Below are 20018 nucleotides of genomic sequence, written 5' to 3'. Positions count from 1 at the left end.
GAGCGACTGGCGCGCTTCAACCTCAGCGGCGGCAACATCCATTCCATCGCGCTCAATGCGGCCTTCGCCGCGGCGGCCGACGACGATGCAGTGGACATGCCGCGGATGCTGGCGGCGGTGCGCGCGGAACTGCGCAAACTGGGCCGGCCGGTGGACGAGGCGGATTTCCGTGCCGGCGCCCCGCCGTCGGCGGCAAGGGCCACGGCATGAGCGCGCGCCTGCACATCGACCGCGTCGTCCTGCACGGCATCGCGCTCGGTGCCGGGCAGCGCCAGCAGTTCCAGGCGGCACTGGAGGCGCAGCTTGGCGCCCTGCTCGCGCAGCAGCCGCTGTCGCCGCGGCCGGTCACGCAGGAACGCCTCGCGGCCGCACCGGTCGCGCTCGGCCGCGCCACGATGGCCGATGATGGCGCGCGCGCCGTCGCCACATCGCTGCTCGGCTGCCTGCGGCCATGAGCGAAACGCTGCGCCAGCGTGACAGCTGCCTGGCGCCGGCGCCCAGCTCGGGCGTGGCATCGCGCTGCGCCTGCGGCACCCACACGATGGGCGAAGCCAGCTGTGCCGCCTGCACGTCCGCCGCCCATGACGCCGGGTCCATCGCCCTCGGCGATCACGACGACCCACGCGAGCGCGAGGCCGACCGCTTCGCCGATGCCTATGCGGCCGGCCGCGCCGCGCCGTCACTGCCGGGCGCGGCCGCACCGGCGTCAAGGGCCTCGCGCGTCGCCCCGCCGGTCTCGTTGGCGCGCACGCTGGACAGCCCTGGCCAGCCCTTGGACCCCGCACTGCGCGACGACATGGAGGCGCAGACCGGCGCCTCGCTCGGGCACGTCCGCGTGCATCACGATACGGTCGCGGCGCAGTCGGCGCGCGAGCTGGGCGCGCAGGCTTTCAGCGTGGGCGGGCACGTCGCCTTCGGTCCTGGCCGCTACGCGCCGCGCGAGCCGCAAGGCCGACGCCTGATCGCGCACGAACTGGCCCATGTGGCGCAGGACCGTGGCGCTGCCCCCGTGTTGCGGCGCAAGCCGGAGGCCGGCAAGTCCACGCCACCGAAGGCCCCGGATGCCGACAAGAAGAAGGACGACCCGGACTGGACCCGGCTGCAGATCCACAACACCGGCATGGACGCCGCAGCCGCCTACATGGGCGCCAACAAGCTGAATTTCCGCGGCGAAGCGCTGCGCAAGATGGTGTTCGTCGGCCTGCACCCGAAATTCCTGAAGGTGTACGACGACAGCGGCAAGCCGGTAGGCGGCAAGCTGCCGTTCAAGGCCATCAAGGGCCTGAAGTTCACGCCCGGCATCTACGTGCACTACGGCAACGCGATGCGCGCGGTGACGGTGGACCGCGCGGGCAAGAGCATCGACATCGAGTCCAGTGCCAGCCCCGTGGTCTCGCGCGACCTCACCGCCGACGAAAAGAAGCAGGCCGACGAGGAGGCAAAGAACGCGCCCGCCGGCACGCCCGCGCCCAAGACGTTGCCGATCATGGACCTCACCGCGATCCTGCAGGACGCGGGGTCGTTCCGGCAGCGGGTCAATGCCACGCCGAACCCGCTGGTGATCTATTTCGTCCCCACCTACGCGAACAGTGGCGGCGGCAGCAAGGAAGGCACGGGCGGTGCCGGGCTCTACGCCAGCCCGGTCGAAGGCCGTGGCGACGGCCAGCCACCGAACGCGCCGCCATGGCCGGTGAGCATGACCGGGCCGAAACTGGTGCCGGTCGATGCCAACCCCACCTACTCGGCGACGATCGACTGGGGCGCCAACGGCAACTGGAACATGGCCTCGCAGGCGATCTCGCAGATCGGCGAAACCATCCATTACCGCTGGGAATGCTTCGACGTCACCCAGTACGCCGAACAGCAGGGCAAGAAGGACATTGCGCGGATCAAGGGCGAAAAGGTCGACGAAAGCGGCCCCAGCTACGAGGAGAAGCTCGAGGCGCTCACCCATGCCACCAAGGGTGCGGGCAAGGATGTCACCGGCATGGGCGGGGCCAGCCACGAATTCAACCGCGCGTTCAACGACTGGTGGAAAGACAACCGGCGTGCCGCGCGCGGCACGGTCATGCCGCAGGGCGACACCGTGGGCGAACGCCTGTCCAATGCCGCCGCCAACCGGCTGGCGCTGGAGCTGGCCCCCGTTTCGCTGCTGACCACGGCCATCGGCGCGGCATTGAGCTGGGTGGCCGAGCTGTTCGCCGGCCCGCGTACGCAGCAGGAGATCCCCCTCACCAAAAAGGGGATCTACCTGGTGCGCACCATCACCACCCCGGCGATCAACGAAGACAGCGAGGGCAAGCAGATCATCCGCCCGCCCTCGGTCGCGGCCAGGATCACCGAAGTGACGCCGATGAAGAGAGCCGTCGACGAGGCGCTGGATGAGCCGGGCGAACAGCTGGACAAGCTGCGGGGGGAGATCAATGAGGCCGATGCCGCCGGTGAAGTGGCCAAGGCCAGGTACCTGCGCGCGCTCCTGGAGCAGGCAGCGCTGCGCTACGAAGGCTCGGCACTGGCTGTGCTGCGCAAGAGCGAGGCCGAAAAGAAGAAGGCGCTGGACGACTTCCGCAAGGAAGCGCCAAGCCTGTCCGATTACGGCCGCGAGCGCGACCTGGAACTGGTGCAGGGACAGATCAAGCGTCACGAGCGTCACGAAGCCGAGCGCACAGAAGGTGCCACCGACCTCCAGCCGATGCGCCGGCTCAATGCGACGTTGATGTCCGAAGTCACCGGCGAGCAGTACCCCTTGCTCCTGTCGGCCGGGCCGATGGCCAAGAGCGGCGACCGCTTCCGCTGGCTGGTCAGCGACGTGACCAACCGCGATGGCGATGCATATGTGGGCATGGGCGGCACGCCGGCCGAAGCGTTGCGCTCGGCCCTGACCAGGTTCGGCGGCCATGCCGCGTATGGCCGAGGCAGGATCGGCGTGCGCACCGGCAACCTCGGGCTGGAGGTCGGGGCGCCGGAGACCATGTACATCGAAAGTGCCCCGGCCAACTGGGCACTGGCGGAAAAGCGCCTGGACGACCTGGTGATGACGCTGGCTGCGGTGGGCCTGTTCGTCGCCTCGGCGGGCACCGCAGGCGCGGTGATCGGTGCCGGCGTGGCAGCGGCGCGGCTCATCCAGCGCTGGAAGGCTGGTCGCCTGAACCTCGATGCGCAGACGGTCAGTGATGTGCTGGGTGTGCTCGGGGGTGTCGGCGCGCTGGGGCAGACCGTGGCCACCCTGCGCGTACAGCGCTTCGAGAAGGTGTTCGCGATCGTCCAGGACGGAAAGTTCACCCAGGCCCAGGTCACCGCCGCCACCGATGCACTCAAGGCCGCCGAGCGCCTGGCCAAGGGCGTGGAAATCGCCAACGAAGCCCTGAACTACGGCGGCCTGGTCTGGGGCAACCTCAGCTTCCTGGACCAGATGGTGGACATTGCCGCGCAGGAGAACAGCGGCGCGATGACCCATGCCGCCGCACGCCGCGCGCGTGCCCAGGCCATCGGCTCGGCAGTACAGAACAACGGCTTGTTCATTGCCGGCAACGTGATGGAGGCGAAGGCGGCCAGCGATGCGCAAGGCCCGGCGAAGCCCGCCACCAAGGGCGCAGGCGCAAAGGAAACGCTGCCGGCAGAGCACGCCACCACGCCGGCTGAGCCGACGTCCAAGAGCCCGCTCGAGCGGATGCCGGGCGAACCGCAGCTGGGCGAGGCGGCGCCGATCAAGGAGAAATCGAACGCGGCCGACGATGAAGCGCGCCGCAGGGACGCCGAGAAGGAGCTGACGGCAACACCCGAGTCCGCCGAACCCGGCACCCAACCGGCCGCCGAACGCCGCGCTACGCTCGAGGAGATGGTGCGCGAGCTGCCGCCGGACCTGCGCGAGCTTGCCCGCATCGACGACACGCTCGAAGGCAACGACGTCCGCATCGACTACGACATCAACGAGAAGACCGGGCAGATCACCGACATCCGCATCCGCTGCGGCCCCGACGCGCGTCCTGAAACGGTTGGCATGCACGCCGACACGGTACGCGCGATGCAGAAGTACCAGGGCTTCTCGGGTCGGGTGAGGCTGGCCATCGCCGATATCGTGCGGCTGATCGGCATCGACGCGGTCAAGCCGGAACACCGCGCCTCCTACGAGGCCATGCTCGAAGTCCAGAAGCTGCCCAATGCCATCAGGCAGCAGATGGAGTTCATGCGCACGCTCGGCCCGGAAGCGGCCAGCCGGGCCATGGCCGAGCTGGAGAGCCTGCAGGTGCAGCTCGACCAGCACCTGCGCACGCTCGACCTGGGCACCGACTTCGCCGGCGATGGCGAAGGTTTCGTCGCAGCGAAGGGCCTGTCCAAGGCAAAGCAGGTCCAGTACGCCGCGCTCGAGGTCAAGCTGCGCGCTCAGGACGTGGGCAGTGCCGGGCACAAGAAGATCCGCCACGCGATGTACGAACTGGTCAGCGGTGACCTGCCCTACGAAAGCTGGTCGAGAGTCTACGAGTCCAACGTCCACAAGGCCAACAAGGCCAACAAGATCGTTGCCGCCGAGCACGAGCGCCTCGGCTTTGGCACGAAGGAAGAGCCCGTCGATACCGGCAAGGACGAAACGCGCCGGCTCGACATCGTCGACGTCAAGAACAAGATCGGCATCGAGGTGAAGGCCTACGAGACGGGCATCATCTATGCAACCCAAGAGATCGTCTGGGAAGCCATGCGCGACGCCAAGCTGGTCAAGCGTGGCTGGAAGATCAAGTGGATGTTGATCGACACCGAGCCCAGCGGGCCGCTGCTCAAACTGCTGCTGGACAATGGCATCCTCGTCGAGCGGCGTACGTTCGATGGCAAGGGCAGCAGCACCTTCGTCAGCCGCAACCTGCCCAGGCGATGAACCCTCACCCTCTTCCGGAGCCCACCGACATGACCGACGACTTCCACGCCTTCAGATTCCATTCCCGCGAGGACTTCCAGTTCTGGCTCGCCAGCGAATTCGAAGTGCGCGACGAGCTCTACGCACTGATGCCAAACGACCCTGGCCGCGATATGGCGTCACTCGACCAGATCGAAGCCTTCCTGCTCGCCCGCTTCGCCAACCCGGACGAGGCCCTGTCCCTGGAACACCGCGCGGTGCTCGACGCGGTTGCCCGCCACATCGGGCTGGTGATGGTGCTCGCGCTGGACGACGCCTCATGGGACATAGAGCTGGACGATCCGGACAACCTCTACTACCGGCTGCCCATCGTGCGCATGCAGGACGGCGAGGAGGAATGCCCCCTGAGCATGGCCACCGCCTGTCTGGAACGCCGCCACCCCGGCTACCTGCGCGGCGTGGCCGAGAGCTACGAGTGAGATGACATGAGCGGCTATACGCGCACGCCGAAACTGGTCAAGGGTGGCCTGGCCCTGCTGGATCCGCTGTCCGGCAACGTGCTGCGCATCGTCGCGCTGCAGTACAACCCCGACACCCTCACCCGCACCCTGCAGGTGCGCGGGGTCGGCGCCGACCAGGGCGACCGCAGCGAGGCGCTGCGCCTGAAGGGGCCGGCGGTGGAGACCATCAAGCTGGAAGCCGAGATCGATGCCACCGATGCGCTGGAAACCGGGCGCGGCCCGAACGTGGTGCTGGGCCTGCATCCGCAGCTGGCCGCGCTGGAAGCCCTGGTGCAGCCCACCAGCGCCGCGTTGCGCAGCGCCGATGCCGTGGCCTCCACCGGTTCACTGGAGATCGCGCCGGCGATGGCGCCGCTGGCGGTGTTCGTGTTTGGGCCGCAGCGCATCGTGCCGGTGCGGGTGACCGAGCTGAGCATCACCGAAGAGGCCTTCGACACCCAGCTCAATCCGATCCGCGCCAAGGTCACGCTCGGCCTGCGCGTGCTCAACGTCGACGACCTCGGCTTCGACAGCCGCGGCGGTGGCCTGTTCATGGGCTACCTGCAGGCACGCGAGCGCCTGGCTGCGCAGGCGGTCCAGGGCGACTTCCGCGCGCTCGGCATTTCCGGAATTCATTGAGGACTCCGTCATGGCCAACTACGACTTCCCCCCGACCAGCCGCTACCACACCGTGCCGATCACCACGCTGACCCTGCCCGACGGCACGGTCGTGCCCTACCTGCAGCGGCGCTTCCTGCCGGCACTGGACGGCTTCACCGTGCTGCGCGAGCATGCGGTGGTCGAAGGCGAGCGGCCCGACCACATCGCCGCGCGCGAGCTGGGCGATCCGGAAGCGTTCTGGCGGCTATGCGATGCCAACAACGTGATGCACCCGGATGAACTCACCGACGAGATCGGCGAGCGCGTGCGCATCACCCTGCCCGACGGCGTGCCGCCGCCGGCGCGGGAGTGAGCCATGCTGCAGGGCGTCCACCTCACGCTGATGATCGGACCGGCCGTGCCGGTGCCGGCGCCGCGCGCCGTGGTCGAGGCGTTGCAGAGCGTGGAAGTGACCAGTGGCCGCGACCGCGCTGGCTTCCAGCTGACCTTCGCGGTGGGCAAGCAGTCCAGCCTGCTGACCACGCTGCTGCCGGCCGGCTACTTCGATCCGCTGCTGACGCGGGTCATCGTGATGGTCACGCTGGGCGGCATGCCGCACGTGCTGATGGACGGCATGGTGACGCGCCAGGACCTGGCGCCGAGCAATGACCCCGGCCAGTCCACGCTGACGGTGACCGGCGACGACCTCAGTGCGGCAATGGACCTGATCGAACTGGCACTGCCCTACCCCAACATGTCCGACACGGTGCAGGCCTACGCGGTGCTGGCCAAGTACGCGTTCCTTGGCGTGACGCCGATCGTGATCCCCGGCTTCATTCCAACGCAGCCGATCATGACCGAACGCATCGAGTCGCAGAACGGCACCGACCTGACCCACCTGCGGCGCATTGCCGAAGACAACGGGTTCGTCTTCTACGTTGAACCCGGCCCGCTGCCCGGACAGAGCATCGCCTACCTGGGCCCGGACATCCGCATCCCGGTGCCGCAGCCGGCGCTCAACGGGAACATGGATGCGCACACCAATGTCGAGTCGCTGAGCTTCTCGCTGGACGGCCTGGCCAAGGAGAACATGCTGGTCACCGTCTACGATCCGGCCACCGGCCGTGTTCCGATCCCGTTGCCGATTCCGGCGGTGAGCATCTTCCAGCCGCCGCTCGGTGCGCGTCCGCTTGCGCCGCTGCGCCTGGCGCTGTTCCGTGACGCCGGCGGCGACGACACGATGTCCACCGCCAAGAAAGTACTTGGCCGGCTGCTCAAAGGCTCGACCAACGCCGTTACCGCGACCGGCTCGCTCGACGTGCTTCGCTATGGCCGCGTGCTGCGCTCGCGGATGCTGGTGGGCGTGCGCGGCGCCAGCGTGGCCTACGACGGCCTGTACTACGTGGACAGCGTCACCCACAAACTCAAGCGCGGCGAATACAAGCAGAGCTTCCAGCTCAGCCGCGATGGCCTGATCTCGATGACCCCAAAGGTACCGGTATGAGCCAATCGCATCGCAACGGACAGTTCCCCGGCCTCTACCGCGGCACCGTCACCACCAACGCGGACCCCTACTTCCGCGGCCGCCTGCTGCTGTCCATTGCCGACGTCGCCTCGTTCGTGCCCACCACCTGGGCCGAACCGTGCGCGCCGCTGTCCGGCCCGCCGGGCCCGGGCATGGGCATCTACGCGGTGCCGCCGCCGGGTGCCGGGGTGTGGGTGATGTTCGAACAGGGCAACGCCAACAAGCCGGTGTGGCTGGGCTGCCGCTTCGACCTGCCCAGCGATGCGCCGGCGATGGCCAAGCTCGGCAACCCGGCCGATCCCAATATCGTCATCCAGACGCTGCTGCAGAACATGGTGATGGTCAGCGACATGCCACCGACACCGCTCACCGGCGGCATCGTGCTCAAGAGCACCACCGGCGCGATGCTCGTGGTCAACGACAGCGGCATCTACATCGACAACGGCAAGGGTGCCTCGATCTATCTCGTCGGCCCGGCAATCACCTTCAACAAAGTCGCGATGACCATCACCTGAGGAATGCCGCCATGCCTGGTTTCCTGCTCCACGCCAACGCCGCCATGACCTGCCAGCACGCCGGCGGCCAGGCGACGATCGTGCCCGGCCAGGCCCGCGTCCTGGTCAGCGGGCAACCGGTGGCGGTGATCCCGCCCGGCCCGCCCACCATTGCGGTGTTGCCCGGCTGTCCTTTCACGGTGCCGCCGAGCAAGCCACAGCCGTGCGTGACGGTGCGCTGGTCGATGCCGAGCACGCGGGTCAAGGTGATGGGGCTGCCGGTGATGCTGGTGCCGGCACCAGGCCCCGGACCGGGCATCTGCCAGAGCGCCGAACAGATCCCGCAGGGCGCGCCGATCGTCGGCGCGATGCAGTCGCGCGTCAGCGCGATGTGACCGCCAGGAGCATGCAGATGAGCGCCTATCTCGACTTCCCCTTCCACGTCGATGGCCGTGGCCGCAGCGCCGAGGTCGGCCTCGACGGCTACGTGCGCGACCTGATCGAGCAGCTGGTGTTCACCCAGGCCGGCGAGCGCGTCAACCGTCCGGACTTCGGCAGCGGCCTGCTGCAGCTGGTGTTCGCCGGCAACAGTCCGGAACTGGCGGCGACCGTGCAGTTCACCCTGCAGGCCGCGTTGCAGCGCTGGTTGCAGGAGGTGGTCGAGCTGCGCGCCCTGCAGGTCACGGCCGACGATGCCGCGCTGCGGGTACATGTGGAATATCGCGTGCTGCGCACCGGCGAAGAAGCCGTCGCCGATTTTGAACACGACTTGTAGCGCTGCGACCAGGAGCCATGCCATGAGCCTTTCCTGCCTCACTGATCCGCGCCGCCAGGCCGTCCGTGCCTTCCAGGGACGGGTTGGGCTGGACTTCGTCGAGGTCTCCGACGACCAGCGGTCGCTCCATGTGACCTTCCTCGGCAAGCTGCCGCCGGAACTGCGCGAGGACGGCCCCGACCTGCCGCGCCACCTGCGCCTGGAAGGCGGGCGCGTTGGACGGCCTCTCACCATCCTCGATGTCGATCCGCACATCGGCGACGGTCCCGATCGCGACGACTGGCTGATCGTGCGCCTGGACAAGCGTGGCGACCACGGCACCTATCACCTGTACCTGGAGGATGTGGCCGGGCTCGATCCGATGTATGCCAGCGTGGCGTTCTCGTTCAAGGTCGGCTGCCCCGCCGATCTCGACTGCGCCAGTGCGGCGGCCTGTGTCGAACCGGCACCGGCCGAGCCTTCCCTGCCCTACCTGGTGAAGGACTACGCCAGTTTCAAGCGCCTGATCGAAGACCGCCTGGCGCTGATCTCGCCGGCGTGGCAGCCGCGCGGCGTGCCCGACCTGGGCGTCACCCTGACCGAGCTGCTGGCCTACGTCGGCGACTACCTCAGCTACACCCAGGATGCGGTGGCGACCGAGGCCTACCTGGGCACCGCGCGCCAGCGCATTTCGGTACGCCGGCATGCGCGGCTGGTGGACTATCGCCTGCACGAGGGTTGCAACGCACGTGCCTGGGTGGCGCTGGAAACCGACAGCGACCTGGAGCTGGACGCCGCCGGGCTCGCCTTCCTCAGCGGTATTGCCAGTGACGCGCCGTTGCCGACGGTGCTGGATGACGAGCGGATGGCGGGCCTGGTCGATCCGTCCCTGGCGGTGTTCGAGCCGGTCGCCGATGCAGGTGCACGCCTGCGCCTGCGCGCCGCGCACAGTCGCATCGGCTTCTACGACTGGGGCCGCGACGACTGCTGCCTGCACCGTGGCGCCACCACGGCGATGCTGCGCGACGCGTGGGCCGGTGCCGAGGGCGCGGCGCGCGTGCTCGACCTGCGTGTGGGCGACGTGTTGATCCTGCGCGAAGTGCTCGGCGCGCGCAGCGGGCTGGCGTCCGACGCCGATCCGCACCGGGTGTGGCCGGTGCGCGTGGTGAAGCTCACGCCTGCGGAAGACAGCCTGTTCCCCGCGGGTCCGGACGACCCACGACCGACACCGCTGCTGCAGGTTGAATGGCATGCCGACGACGCGCTGCCGTTCCCGCTGTGCCTGTCCGTGCTGGGGCCCGCGCCGAACTGCGCGCGCCTGCGCGATGTATCGATGGTCTTCGCCAACGTGGTGCTGGTCGATCATGGCCGCAGCACCGGCCCGGAAGCGCTGGGCACCGTACCGGAAAGCGAGGTCACACCCGACTGCCTCTGCGAAGGCCGGCCGGCCGATGTCGAGGTCAGCGCCGCGCGCGTCAGCTGGCGCCTGGCAGCGTCACCGCTGACCCACCGCCATGCCGCGCCTGCGTCAAGCGAGGCCGCCAGCGCGAGCACCGGTGGCGATCCACGCGATGCGTTTCCGGCACTGGACGTCAGCGACAGCGACGACGCCCGCTGGACACCGGTGTTCGACCTCCTCGCCAGCCACGGCGACGACCGCCATGTGGTGGCCGAGATCGACAATGACGGCCGCGCCCGGCTGCGATTCGGTGACGGCCGCCTGGGCCAGCGCCCGCGCGCCGGCCTGCAGATGCAGGCACGCTATCGGGCCGGCAACGGCAGCGCCGGCAACGTGGGCGCCGGCAGCATCAACCGTCTGTACGTGCGCGGCCAGCACTTGAGCGGCATCGACCTGCGCCTGGGCAACCCGCTGCCGGCGCGGGGTGGCAGCGATCCGGAATCGCTGGCGCAGGCCCGCCTGCTGGCGCCGTCGGCGTTCCGCACCGACCTGCAGCGCGCCATCGTCGCCGACGACTACGCGCACATTGCCGAGCGCGACCCGCGCCTGCAGCGTGCCGCCGCCGAACTGGTGTGGACCGGCAGCTGGTACGAGGCAGACGTGGCGCTCGATCCGATCGGCCAGGTGCCGGCATCGGCAACGGTGATGGGCCAGGTGCAGGCCGCGCTGGAACGCGTGCGCCGCATGGGCCACGACCTGCATGTGGAAACGGCGATCTACGTGCCGCTGGACCTGGAACTGCAGGTATGCGCGCTGCCCGGCCACGAGCGCGGCGCCATCAAGGCCGCGCTGCTCGATCACTTCAGCGCCGGCTGCCGCCGCGATGGCCGGCCCGGCTACTTCCATCCCGACCGCCTGCAGTTCGGACAGGGCGTGCGCGTCAGCGCGCTGGTGGCCGAGGCAATGTCGGTGCCCGGGGTCGAATGTGCGCAGGTCACCCGGCTGCAGCGCATGTACGAGCCGCCGAACCGCGAGCTCGACGACGGCCTGCTGGCGTTGCGGCGCAATGAAATCGCACGACTGGACGGCGACGCCGCCCAGCCCGGACACGGACGGCTGTCGATCAGTGTGGGGGGTGGACGATGAGCACGCACGATTGCCACTGCGGTGGCGCGGACTGTGGCTGCTGCAGCGGCGTTGCCACGATGACGCCGATGGAGATCTCGCCACGCCCGGCGCTGCCGGCGCTGCCCTGCCGCGTCGGCACCCATGGCCGTTTCCTGGCCAGCATGAAGGCGCGCCTGCCCGGCATGGAGGTGATCGCGCCGGGCGACGACGGCCAGACGATGGTGAGCCATCGACCCTTGCAGGCGCTGACGACCCGCGATCCTGCCGATCCAGCGCTGGCCTTGCTCGATGCCTGGGCCTGTGTTGGCGACGTGCTGACGTTCTACCAGGAGCGCATCGCCAACGAGGGCTACCTGCGCACGGCGGTGCAGCGCCGCTCGCTGGTGGAGCTTGCCCGCCTGGTGGGCTACCAGCCGCGCGCCGGCGTGTCGGCCAGCGTGCACCTGTCCTACAACGTTGATACGCAGCAGGCGGAGGCGGTGGACGTGCCTCTCGGCACGCGTGCGCAGTCGATTCCCGGCCCGGACGAGCTGCCGCAGATGTTCGAGACCGACGAGCCGCTGCAGGCGCGTCGCGAGTGGAACGACCTGGGCATCCGCCGCCAGCGCCCGCAGTGGATCGACGCCGACGCCCTGCCCGCCTTGAACCTGCTGTACGTGGCCGGCGTGGACAGCCAGGCACAGGCCGGTGACCTGCTGCTGTTTGAGTTCGCCGAGGGCGCGATGCGCTACCAGGCGCGCCGCGTGCTGGCGGTGGTGACCGATTTCGAGGCCCAGCGCACCACGCTGCAGCTGCAGCCGCTGGGCGCGCGGGTGCCGCAGGCCCTGCCGCTGCTCCAGCAGCTGGTGCGGGAATTGCAACGCCTGCAGGACAACGACCAAGGCGACGTGCGCGGCCTGCGCAACGCCACCCGGCTGCGTGATGGCCTGTACCTGGGCGTTGAGGCGTGGCCGCTGGTCGAATGGGCGGAGCAGTTGCTGACCGGCGTGCAAGGCAAAGCGCGCGATGCGATCACCGGTTTTGGTGATGCGTTGAAGGCACTGGACGTGCCGGCCAACGGAGCCGTCGTGTCCACGCCGGATGATGCGGTCGCGGCCTTGCTGATGCCGCCCCAGGTCCAGGCGGCCAACCGCCTGCGCCTGCGCCGCGACCTTGGCGACGCTTTTGCGCCCGGCGCCGACCTGCAGCCGCAGCTGATCACCGGCTTCGCGCCGCGCTTGAAGGACGCCTACTACGACGCCTGGCGCGGCTCCAATGCCGGCGCCAAGCCGTCCGCCCTGCAGGCGGTGTACCTGCTTGGCGCCGGCCAGGCCTTGTTCGGTGCCACCTCGGCGCATCCGGTGCCGGCGTCGGATGACCATGGACTGCCATCCCTGCAGAGCTGGCCCGATTGGCGCTACGCCGCCGACGAAACCGCGAGCAATGCCTTCCTTCCCAGCGCCGATCCGCTGTTGGCGTCCGGTGCGCTGATCCTGGTCTCGCGCGCCGGCGAGGACTTCGACGATCCGCCGCGGCTGGACGTGCTGCGCGTGTCACGCACGCGCAACGGTCCGCGCAGCGCCTACGGTCTGTCTGGCGACACCCTGCGGGTCGACTTCGGCGATGGCGATGGCCCGACCGAGTGGCGGGAGGTCGAGGGCGGCAAGGAGTCGCGCGCGCTCATCACCGAACTGCGCGGCACCTGGCTGTATCCGCAGCGGCGCGTGCTGCAGCTGGCCGACGCGCCGATCCTGGACGAGGTCTTCGGCGACACCCTGGAACTGGCGCTGCTGCACGAGCAGCTGGCGTCCGGTCGCTGGGTGGTGGTGGAGGGCGAGCGCAGCGACCTGGCCGGCGTGCGCGGGGTGAACGCGGCCGAGCTGATGATGGTCGCCGGGCTGCGCCACGGCCAGGACCCGGACCTGCCGGGCGACCGTCCGCACACCACCCTGCAGTTGGCCACGCCGCTGGCCTACCGCTACTACCGCGCCAGCGTGGTCGTCCGTGGCAACGTGGTCGCCGCCAGCCACGGCGAGACCCGGCGCGAAGTGCTGGGCAGCAGCGATGCGCGGCGCCCATTGCAGCGCTTCGAGCTGCGCCAGCCACCGCTGACCTGGCGCCCGGCGCCCACCGCGCTGGGTGCCACCAGCACGCTGAAGGTCTACGTCAACGATGTGGCCTGGCCTGAAGCGCCGAGCCTGGCACTGCTCGGTCCGGACGACCGCGCGTTTGTCACCACCACCGATGGCGACGGCGGCACCGCCGTGGTGTTCGGCGACGGCGAGCACGGCCTGCGTCCGCCCAGCGGCGTCGAGAACCTGCGCGCCGAGTACCGCAACGGCATCGGCAAGGGCGGCAATGTGCGCCCCGGCCAGGTCGCGCTGATGGTCACCCGCCCGCTCGGCCTCAAGGACGTGGTCAATCCCCTGCGCGCCTCCGGCGGCGCCGACCGCGAGACCGACGCGCTGATCCGCGAGAACGCGCCGCGCTCGATCATCGCGCTCGACCGCCTGGTTTCGGTCCCGGACTACGCCGACTTCACCCGCATGTTTGCCGGCATTGCCAAGGCAGAGGCGCGGCGGCTTTCCGATCTGGCGGGCGACGTCGTGCAGGTCAGCTACGCCGGCGTCGAGGACATGCCGATCGATATCGATTCGGACCTGTACCGCAACCTGGCCCAGGCGCTGCGCACGCTGGGTGATCCCGGGCTGCCGGTGCGGCTGGTCTGGCGCGAGCGCATCGCGTTGGTGCTGCAGGCGCGGTTGCGGCTGTTGCCGGGCTACCGCTGGGAACCGGTGACCACGGCGGTTCGTGCGCGGCTGCTGGCACGCTTCGGTTTTGATGCGCGGGCGCTGGCGCAGCCCGCCCTGCTGTGCGAGGTGATCGCGGCGATGCAATCGGTCGCCGGGATCGACTTCGTGGACGTGGAGAGCTTCGGCGGCATCACCGATACCGAGATCGATCCGCAGAGCGGGCAGCCACGGTTGGTGAGCCAGGTGCAGATCACCGCGCAGGTGGAGCGGATCCTGCACGGGGACAGCGCCGGCAAGTCGCTATCCGCCGGCGCCACGCTGCAACGGCCACCGCCGCGCGTGGAGGCACGCCCGGGCCGCATTGAACAAGGCGTGGCCCGGCCCGCGCAGATCGCCTGCTTCATGCCGTCGGTCGCCGACACCCTGATCCTCAACCCCGACTCGTGAGCGCAGACATGGACCTTCCTTCACTGCACACGCTTCCCCGCGAAGACCGCCTGTACCGGCTGCTGCCGGCCGTTCACCGCATCCGCGACGCCGAACAGGGGTATCCGCTGCAGGCCCTGTTGCGGGTGATCGCCGAGCAGGTGAACCTGGTCGAGGACGACATCGCGCGGCTGTACGACAACTGGTTCATCGAGACCGCCGAGGACTGGGCCGTGCCCTACCTCGCCGACCTGCTCGGCTATCAGCCGGTGGAGGCGGCGCTGGGCGAAGGCACCGGCACCCAGGCGCTGGAGCGGGTCCGCGTGCCGCGACGCGAGGTCGCGCATCTGATCGCGCAGCGGCGCCGCAAGGGCACGGTGTCATTGCTGGAAGACCTGGCCTTCGATGTGAGCGGATGGCCGGCGCGCGCGCAGGAGTACTTCCGCCTGCTCGACCGGGCACAGCATCTCAACCATCTGCATGCCGAGCGCCTGGGCACGGCGGACCTGCGCGACATGCTCGCGCTGGACCGCTGCGAGAGTCCGTTCGACACCCTGGCCCACAGCGTCGACCTGCGCCGCATCCAGTCGCGCCACCGCCGCGGCCGGTACAACGTGCCCAGCGTCGGCGTGCATGTCTGGCGCATGCGCAGCTATCCGGTCACCCGCACGCCGGCCTACTGCGTGGAGGACGCCGGCGCACAGTGTTTCACCTTCAGCGTGCTTGGCCAGGATGCGCCGCTGTACCGCATGCCGCGGCCGGAGCCGGACGCGTTCCACCAGGCCGACGAGCAGAACCTGCCGCTGCCGCTGCATCGCCGCGATCTGCGCGAACACCTGCACCAGGACTACGGCGCCGACGCCAGCCTGGCGGTCTGGGCAGAGCAATGGGCCGGCCAGGATGGCAGCGTGCCGGTGCCGGTCGACGCGATCGTGGTGGCCGACCTGAGCGGTTGGCGCTACCGGCCGCCGCGCGGCAAGGTCGCGATCGATCCGCAGCGCGGACGGCTGATGTTTCCGCCGGACCAGGTGCCCAAGAAAGGCGTGCGGGTCAGCTACCACTATGGCTTTGCGGCCGATCTGGGTGGCGGCGAGTATCCGCGTCCCGCGCGGCGGCCACCGGCACCGTTCACGCTGTATCGCGTTGGCCAGGGCGGTGTCTCGTCGTTGCCGCGCCTCGGCGATGCCTTGCGCAAGTGGGAGGAAGATGCGCCCGCCCACGCCGTCATCGAGCTGATGCACAGCGGCGTGTGGGTCGAGCCGGTGCACGTGCGCCTGCGTCCCGGCCAGTCGCTGACGCTGTGCGCCGCCACGGGTACGCGGCCGGTCATCCGCCTGATCGACTGGCAGACCGACCTGCCCGACGCGCTCGGCGTGGAACTGGACGTGGGCAGCCGCTTCGCGCTGGAGGGCATCCTGCTTGCCGGGCGGCCGATGCAGGTCAGTGCGCCGCACGACCCGCAGGCGTATGCCGACGAGGCGGCGAAGACCCCTGCCTGCGGCGCCGAGCTGGCGATCCGGCATTGCACGCTGGTACCGGGTTGGGGCATCGGCTGCGATTGTGGGCCCGAGCGCGCGTCCGAACCGAGCCTGGAGTTGCTGGGCGTGCAGGCCCGCGTCCAGATCGAGCACAGCATCGTCGGCTCGATCCAGGTGCGCCAGGATGAGGTGGGCACCGATCCGATCGCGCTGGTCATCACGGACAGCATCATTGATGCCGCCGGCAGCGGCGATGCGATCGGGGCGATGGATGCGGCGGTCGCCCATGTCCGCTTGACCCTGCGCGACAGCACGGTGTTCGGCCAGGTCCAGGTGCACGCCGTCGAGCTGGCAGAGAACAGCGTGTTCGACGCCTGTCTCAACGTGGCGCGACGCCAGATCGGCTGCGTGCGCTACTGCCACATTCCCTGCCACTGCCGCTCGCCGCGGCGCTACCGCTGCCAGCCGGACGCGGTAGTGGCGGCGGTGCGCGCGCGCCATCTGCCAGACGCCATCGAAACGACCCTGATCGACGCCGAACGCCAGCGCGTGCAGCCGCGCTTCGAGTCACGCCGCTACGGCCTGCCCGGCTACGCGCGGCTGACGCCGGACACCGCGCTGGAGATCCGCCGCGGCGCCGACGACGGCTCGGAAATGGGCGCCTATCACGATCTTTACGAACCCCAGCGCGAGGCCAACCTGCGCGCGCGCCTGGACCAACATACGCCGGCCGGCATGACGGTCGGGCTCCTGTTCGCGGACTGAACCATACAAGGAACACCCCATGAAAGGCGATTTCTCGCGGGTCAGCTTCGATCCCCGCCATCACTTCAGCCAGGTACTGCTGCAGCAGGGTCGCGTGACCCTGGACGCCGACCCGAACGAACAGGGCGCCATCCTCCTGCACCACCTGCGCACGCTGGCGCTGGATCTGTTCGGTCCCTACGCCGCGCCCGCCGGCAGTCCGGGCTTCGGCCTGGTGCTGGAGGACGATGACGGCCTGGGACTGCAGATCGGTGCCGGCCGCTACTACGTCCAGGGGCTGCTATGCGAGAGCGACGGCTGCGACTACCTGGCCCAGCCGCATTACACCCCGGCCGATGGCAAGGACGGTCCGATGGACGCGCTACGCCGCTGGCTGGGCAGCGCCAACCGGGACGATTCGCGGTTCTGGGTCTATCTCAAGGTGTGGGAGCGCCACGTCACCAGCATCGAAATGCCGCACCTGCGCGAAGTAGCGCTCGGCGGCCCGGACACCTGCAGCCGCTCGCAGGTGGTGTGGCAGGTGCGCGCGCTCGATCTTGCCGAGGTGGACAAGCGCCTGCAGGGGCGCATCGAAGGCTGGAAGAAGCGCATCGAGCAGACCGACGACGAGGCCGAACGGGCGCAGCTTCAGGCACGGCTGGACGCACTGGTGGCGCAGCGCGACCTGCTTCGCGAAAGCCCGGAGCAGGCCTGCGCGGTGCCGTTGCATCTGTTCGAACGCGACGCCGGGGCAACGATGGCGCTGCGGCTGCAACCGCCCGAGCGCCTGGACGATCCCTGCGTGACCGATCCCGAGGTTGCCTACCGTGGCACCGAGAACCATCTCTATCGCATTGAGATCCATCGCGGCAGCGAAAGCGGCGCGCCAACGTTCAAATGGTCGCGCGACAACGGCAGCGTGGTGACGCGGTGGATATCCGGCGGCGGTAAACGCCTGCGCGTGGCCAGCACGCGCGGGTTCGTCGATGCGCAGTGGGTGGAGCTCAGCGACGAGGGCGATGACCTGGACGGGCTACCGGGCGCGCTGTGCCGCGTCGCCAGTGTCGACGGCGACGAGCTGGTGCTGGCGACGGACGCACCCCGGCAGGCGACCGCGACCAGCAAGGTGCGCCGCTGGGACCAGCAGGCCCGCGGTGACGTCAGCCTCGACGAGGGCGCGGTGCCGCTGCGGCCGTCGTCTGGACGGGAGGACGACTGGATCGACCTGGAAGACGGTCTGCAGGTGCGTTTCGACCCGGACGGGGAGTATGTGAGCGGCGACTACTGGCAGGCCGCGGTACGTACCACCGGAGATACCGGTTGGCCCCACGATGGAGATGGCAACGCCGTGGCGGAAGCACCGCACGGCATCCGCTATTTCCATGCACCGCTGGGTTTCGTCGGGTTGTCGGATACTGGCGCGCCTGGCGTGCTGGCGCCGTGCACCTGCCTGGTCTACCCGGCCAGTACCTGCGCTGCGCCTCGCGATCCGCTGGACAGCAACCCGTCCACGAAACGCGACCCCCTCATCGTGCCCGTGGTGAAAAAGACCCCGCGCAAGCGGAAGGATGGCTGAGAGGTGCAACACTCAGTGCGGGGCGGCGCTGCCGTCACCCCGCGTTCGAGCGGCCAACCGTCAGGCGGCAGCCGGAATCTTGATCGACTTGACGTTGACGAACTCCTTCAACCCCTCCGGACCGTGCTCACGGCCATAGCCCGATGCCTTTACCCCACCGAACGGAAGCGCGGGCGATGCAACGTCGAAGGTGTTGATGAAGACCATGCCGGTGTCGAAGTACTTGCTCGCCAGTTCCCGGGCGCGCTGCACGTTGCGGCTGAAGATGCCGCCGCCCAGCCCGTAGCGGCTGTCATTGGCGATACGGAGCGCGTCTTCATCGTCCTTGGCACGGATGATGGCCGCAGCGGGGCCGAACAACTCGTCTTCATAGGCCACCTGACCCGGCGCCACATCCGCCAGTACCGTGGCCGGGTAGAACCAGCCGGTGCGGTCGGGCAGTTCACCGCCCACCACCAGACGCGCGCCCTGCGAGACGCTCCTGCTCACCTGTTCGTGCAGCTTGTCGCGCTGCGCCTTGGAGACCATGGGGCCGAGCTGGGTATCCGTGGCGTTTGGGTCGCCCATCCGGATCGCCTCGAACTGCTTCGCATACGCGCTGACGAAGGCGTCGTAATTGCTTTCCGTGACGATGAAGCGCTTGGCGTTGACGCATGTCTGGCCGTTGTTGAACAGCCGGCCTTTGACGCAGGTCGCCACGGCCAGGTCGAGGTCCGCGTCGTCCAGGACCAGATAGGCGTCATTGGAGCCCAGCTCCAGCACCGTTTTCTTCAGCGCCGCGCCGGCCTTGGCGGCCACGGTGCGCCCCGCTGCCTCGCTGCCGGTCAGCGTCACGGCGCGGACCAGATCATTCTCCACGATGTCGTTGGACTGGTCGTGGCTGATCAGCAGCACCCCGAACAGCCCCTTGGGCAACCCGGCACTCTCGTAGATGTCACGCAGCAGCAGGCCGCTGCCGGTGCAGCTCTCGGCATGCTTGAGCAGCACGCCATTGCCGGCCATCAGGCTGGCGATGGAGTAGCGGATCGCCTGGTAGGCCGGGAAGTTCCACGGCTGGATGCCGTACACCACGCCGATGGGCGCATGGGTCACGATGCCGGTGGCACCCTCCACACTGCGTTCCTCATCGGCCAGTGCAACAGGACCCTCCTTGGCGGTGTAGTCACAGATGCCGGCACACAGCTCGATTTCGGTACGGCTGTCTTCAATGAGCTTGCCGACCTCACGGGTCATCAGCTGGGCGAACTCTTCCTTGCGATCGCGAAGTGCTTTGGCGATGGCGGAAACCACCTTTGCGCGCTCTTCCAAGGAGCGCAGGCGCCATTCCAGGTAGGCGTTGTGGCTGGATTGGACTACGGCGGCGGCTTCTTCGTCCGACATGTACGAATAGGTGGCAATCACTTCTTCGGTCAGTGGGTTGATCGTGGTGAGCTGTTTCTGGGTCATGGAGAGGCTGCACTTCATGGGGGAGGAAATGGACGGGTGAGCGTTGCACCGTCACGGTTTCCATGCAGTGAAGTGTTGAGTGGTGTGCGTCACGTGGGATTCACTGCGTTGGCTGCTCGCCCGCACGCCATCTCGCTGCGGGGAACAACGCCGCTGGTAGGGTCGGTTCCCAGACGACTGCCCTGAAACCGTCAACACCCGGTAACGCATGACCCTTGAACAGAGCTTTCGCGGTCCGTCAGGCACGTTGGTCGTGGGTTCTTCCAGATGGGGGGTTGGGCACGCAGCGCTTCGTTTAATGTCATGCGTTACCGGGTGTTGATCGTCTGAGGGCAGTCGTCTGGGGACCGACCCTACCGTTGACTTC

At 68.9% G+C, this 20018-nt stretch carries 15 protein-coding genes; 14 read left to right on the top strand and 1 reads right to left on the bottom strand.

What is annotated here, in order from left to right; translation table 11 throughout:
* The 14 genes from RT456_RS01490 to RT456_RS01425 form a co-directional block, all read left to right on the top strand.
* Window positions 1–210 (top strand): hypothetical protein (locus RT456_RS01490; protein WP_313341540.1); only part of this gene is annotated, 210 nt, incomplete at its 5' end.
* The gene (locus RT456_RS01485; RefSeq protein ID WP_313341537.1) at window positions 207–455 is read left to right on the top strand and encodes a hypothetical protein; all 249 of its coding nucleotides are present in this window, start codon (window positions 207–209) and stop codon (window positions 453–455) included. The genes RT456_RS01490 and RT456_RS01485, both read left to right, overlap by 4 nt.
* Window positions 452–4870: a DUF4157 domain-containing protein gene (locus tag RT456_RS01480; protein WP_313341534.1), complete on the top strand. Its 4419-nt coding sequence runs from the start codon at window positions 452–454 to the stop codon at window positions 4868–4870. The genes RT456_RS01485 and RT456_RS01480 overlap by 4 nt, the downstream gene beginning before the upstream one ends.
* 29 nt (window positions 4871–4899) lie before the next feature.
* Window positions 4900–5328 carry a hypothetical protein gene (locus RT456_RS01475; protein WP_313341532.1) on the top strand — a complete coding sequence of 143 codons (429 nt, stop codon included), beginning with the start codon at window positions 4900–4902 and terminating at the stop codon, window positions 5326–5328.
* Between the two features lie 6 nt (window positions 5329–5334).
* The gene (locus tag RT456_RS01470) at window positions 5335–5988 is read left to right on the top strand and encodes a hypothetical protein (RefSeq protein WP_313341529.1); all 654 of its coding nucleotides are present in this window, start codon (window positions 5335–5337) and stop codon (window positions 5986–5988) included.
* A 10-nt stretch (window positions 5989–5998) separates the two neighbouring features.
* Window positions 5999–6322: a LysM domain-containing protein gene (locus RT456_RS01465; RefSeq protein WP_313341526.1), complete on the top strand. Its 324-nt coding sequence runs from the start codon at window positions 5999–6001 to the stop codon at window positions 6320–6322.
* 3 nt (window positions 6323–6325) lie between these two features.
* Window positions 6326–7453, top strand: coding sequence for a hypothetical protein (locus RT456_RS01460; protein ID WP_313341524.1), 1128 nt, complete (start codon window positions 6326–6328; stop codon window positions 7451–7453).
* Window positions 7450–7989, top strand: a complete 540-nt coding sequence (locus RT456_RS01455; RefSeq protein ID WP_313341522.1) for a phage baseplate assembly protein V — start codon at window positions 7450–7452, stop codon at window positions 7987–7989. The genes RT456_RS01460 and RT456_RS01455 overlap by 4 nt, the downstream gene beginning before the upstream one ends.
* Window positions 7990–8000: 11 nt before the next feature.
* Entirely contained in the window at window positions 8001–8363 is a 363-nt protein-coding gene (locus RT456_RS01450; RefSeq protein WP_313341521.1) for a hypothetical protein, read from the top strand.
* 17 nt (window positions 8364–8380) lie between these two features.
* The gene (locus RT456_RS01445) at window positions 8381–8743 is read left to right on the top strand and encodes a GPW/gp25 family protein (RefSeq protein ID WP_313341519.1); all 363 of its coding nucleotides are present in this window, start codon (window positions 8381–8383) and stop codon (window positions 8741–8743) included.
* Between the two features lie 22 nt (window positions 8744–8765).
* Complete coding sequence (locus RT456_RS01440; RefSeq protein ID WP_313341517.1) at window positions 8766–11267, top strand: putative baseplate assembly protein; 2502 nt, start codon at window positions 8766–8768, stop codon at window positions 11265–11267.
* Entirely contained in the window at window positions 11264–14428 is a 3165-nt protein-coding gene (locus RT456_RS01435) for a putative baseplate assembly protein (protein WP_313341514.1), read from the top strand. Before RT456_RS01440 ends, RT456_RS01435 begins: the two co-directional genes overlap by 4 nt.
* Window positions 14429–14436: 8 nt before the next feature.
* On the top strand, window positions 14437–16650 hold the full coding sequence (locus tag RT456_RS01430; protein WP_313341511.1) for a hypothetical protein: 2214 nt from the start codon (window positions 14437–14439) through the stop codon (window positions 16648–16650).
* A gap of 19 nt (window positions 16651–16669) precedes the next feature.
* On the top strand, window positions 16670–18205 hold the full coding sequence (locus RT456_RS01425) for a DUF6519 domain-containing protein (protein ID WP_313341508.1): 1536 nt from the start codon (window positions 16670–16672) through the stop codon (window positions 18203–18205).
* 60 nt (window positions 18206–18265) lie between these two features.
* Here RT456_RS01425 and RT456_RS01420 read toward each other — a convergent pair whose 3' ends face one another.
* On the bottom strand, window positions 18266–19651 hold the full coding sequence (locus RT456_RS01420; protein WP_313341505.1) for an aldehyde dehydrogenase family protein: 1386 nt from the start codon (window positions 19649–19651) through the stop codon (window positions 18266–18268).
* Window positions 19652–20018: the final 367 nt, after the last annotated feature.

The organism is Stenotrophomonas sp. (assembly GCF_032099025.1).
Lineage (GTDB): Bacteria > Pseudomonadota > Gammaproteobacteria > Xanthomonadales > Xanthomonadaceae > Stenotrophomonas.
Note: the sequence above shows the minus strand (reverse complement) of the source record. Positions and strands in the feature narration are given on the sequence as shown.

Coding starts and splice junctions, on each gene's coding strand:
- RT456_RS01485 (WP_313341537.1), top strand. CDS start 207: ATGAGCGCGCGCCTGCACATCGACCGCGTCGTCCTGCACGGCATCGCG.
- RT456_RS01480 (WP_313341534.1), top strand. CDS start 452: ATGAGCGAAACGCTGCGCCAGCGTGACAGCTGCCTGGCGCCGGCGCCC.
- RT456_RS01475 (WP_313341532.1), top strand. CDS start 4,900: ATGACCGACGACTTCCACGCCTTCAGATTCCATTCCCGCGAGGACTTC.
- RT456_RS01470 (WP_313341529.1), top strand. CDS start 5,335: ATGAGCGGCTATACGCGCACGCCGAAACTGGTCAAGGGTGGCCTGGCC.
- RT456_RS01465 (WP_313341526.1), top strand. CDS start 5,999: ATGGCCAACTACGACTTCCCCCCGACCAGCCGCTACCACACCGTGCCG.
- RT456_RS01460 (WP_313341524.1), top strand. CDS start 6,326: ATGCTGCAGGGCGTCCACCTCACGCTGATGATCGGACCGGCCGTGCCG.
- RT456_RS01455 (WP_313341522.1), top strand. CDS start 7,450: ATGAGCCAATCGCATCGCAACGGACAGTTCCCCGGCCTCTACCGCGGC.
- RT456_RS01450 (WP_313341521.1), top strand. CDS start 8,001: ATGCCTGGTTTCCTGCTCCACGCCAACGCCGCCATGACCTGCCAGCAC.
- RT456_RS01445 (WP_313341519.1), top strand. CDS start 8,381: ATGAGCGCCTATCTCGACTTCCCCTTCCACGTCGATGGCCGTGGCCGC.
- RT456_RS01440 (WP_313341517.1), top strand. CDS start 8,766: ATGAGCCTTTCCTGCCTCACTGATCCGCGCCGCCAGGCCGTCCGTGCC.
- RT456_RS01435 (WP_313341514.1), top strand. CDS start 11,264: ATGAGCACGCACGATTGCCACTGCGGTGGCGCGGACTGTGGCTGCTGC.
- RT456_RS01430 (WP_313341511.1), top strand. CDS start 14,437: ATGGACCTTCCTTCACTGCACACGCTTCCCCGCGAAGACCGCCTGTAC.
- RT456_RS01425 (WP_313341508.1), top strand. CDS start 16,670: ATGAAAGGCGATTTCTCGCGGGTCAGCTTCGATCCCCGCCATCACTTC.
- RT456_RS01420 (WP_313341505.1), bottom strand. CDS start 19,651: ATGACCCAGAAACAGCTCACCACGATCAACCCACTGACCGAAGAAGTG.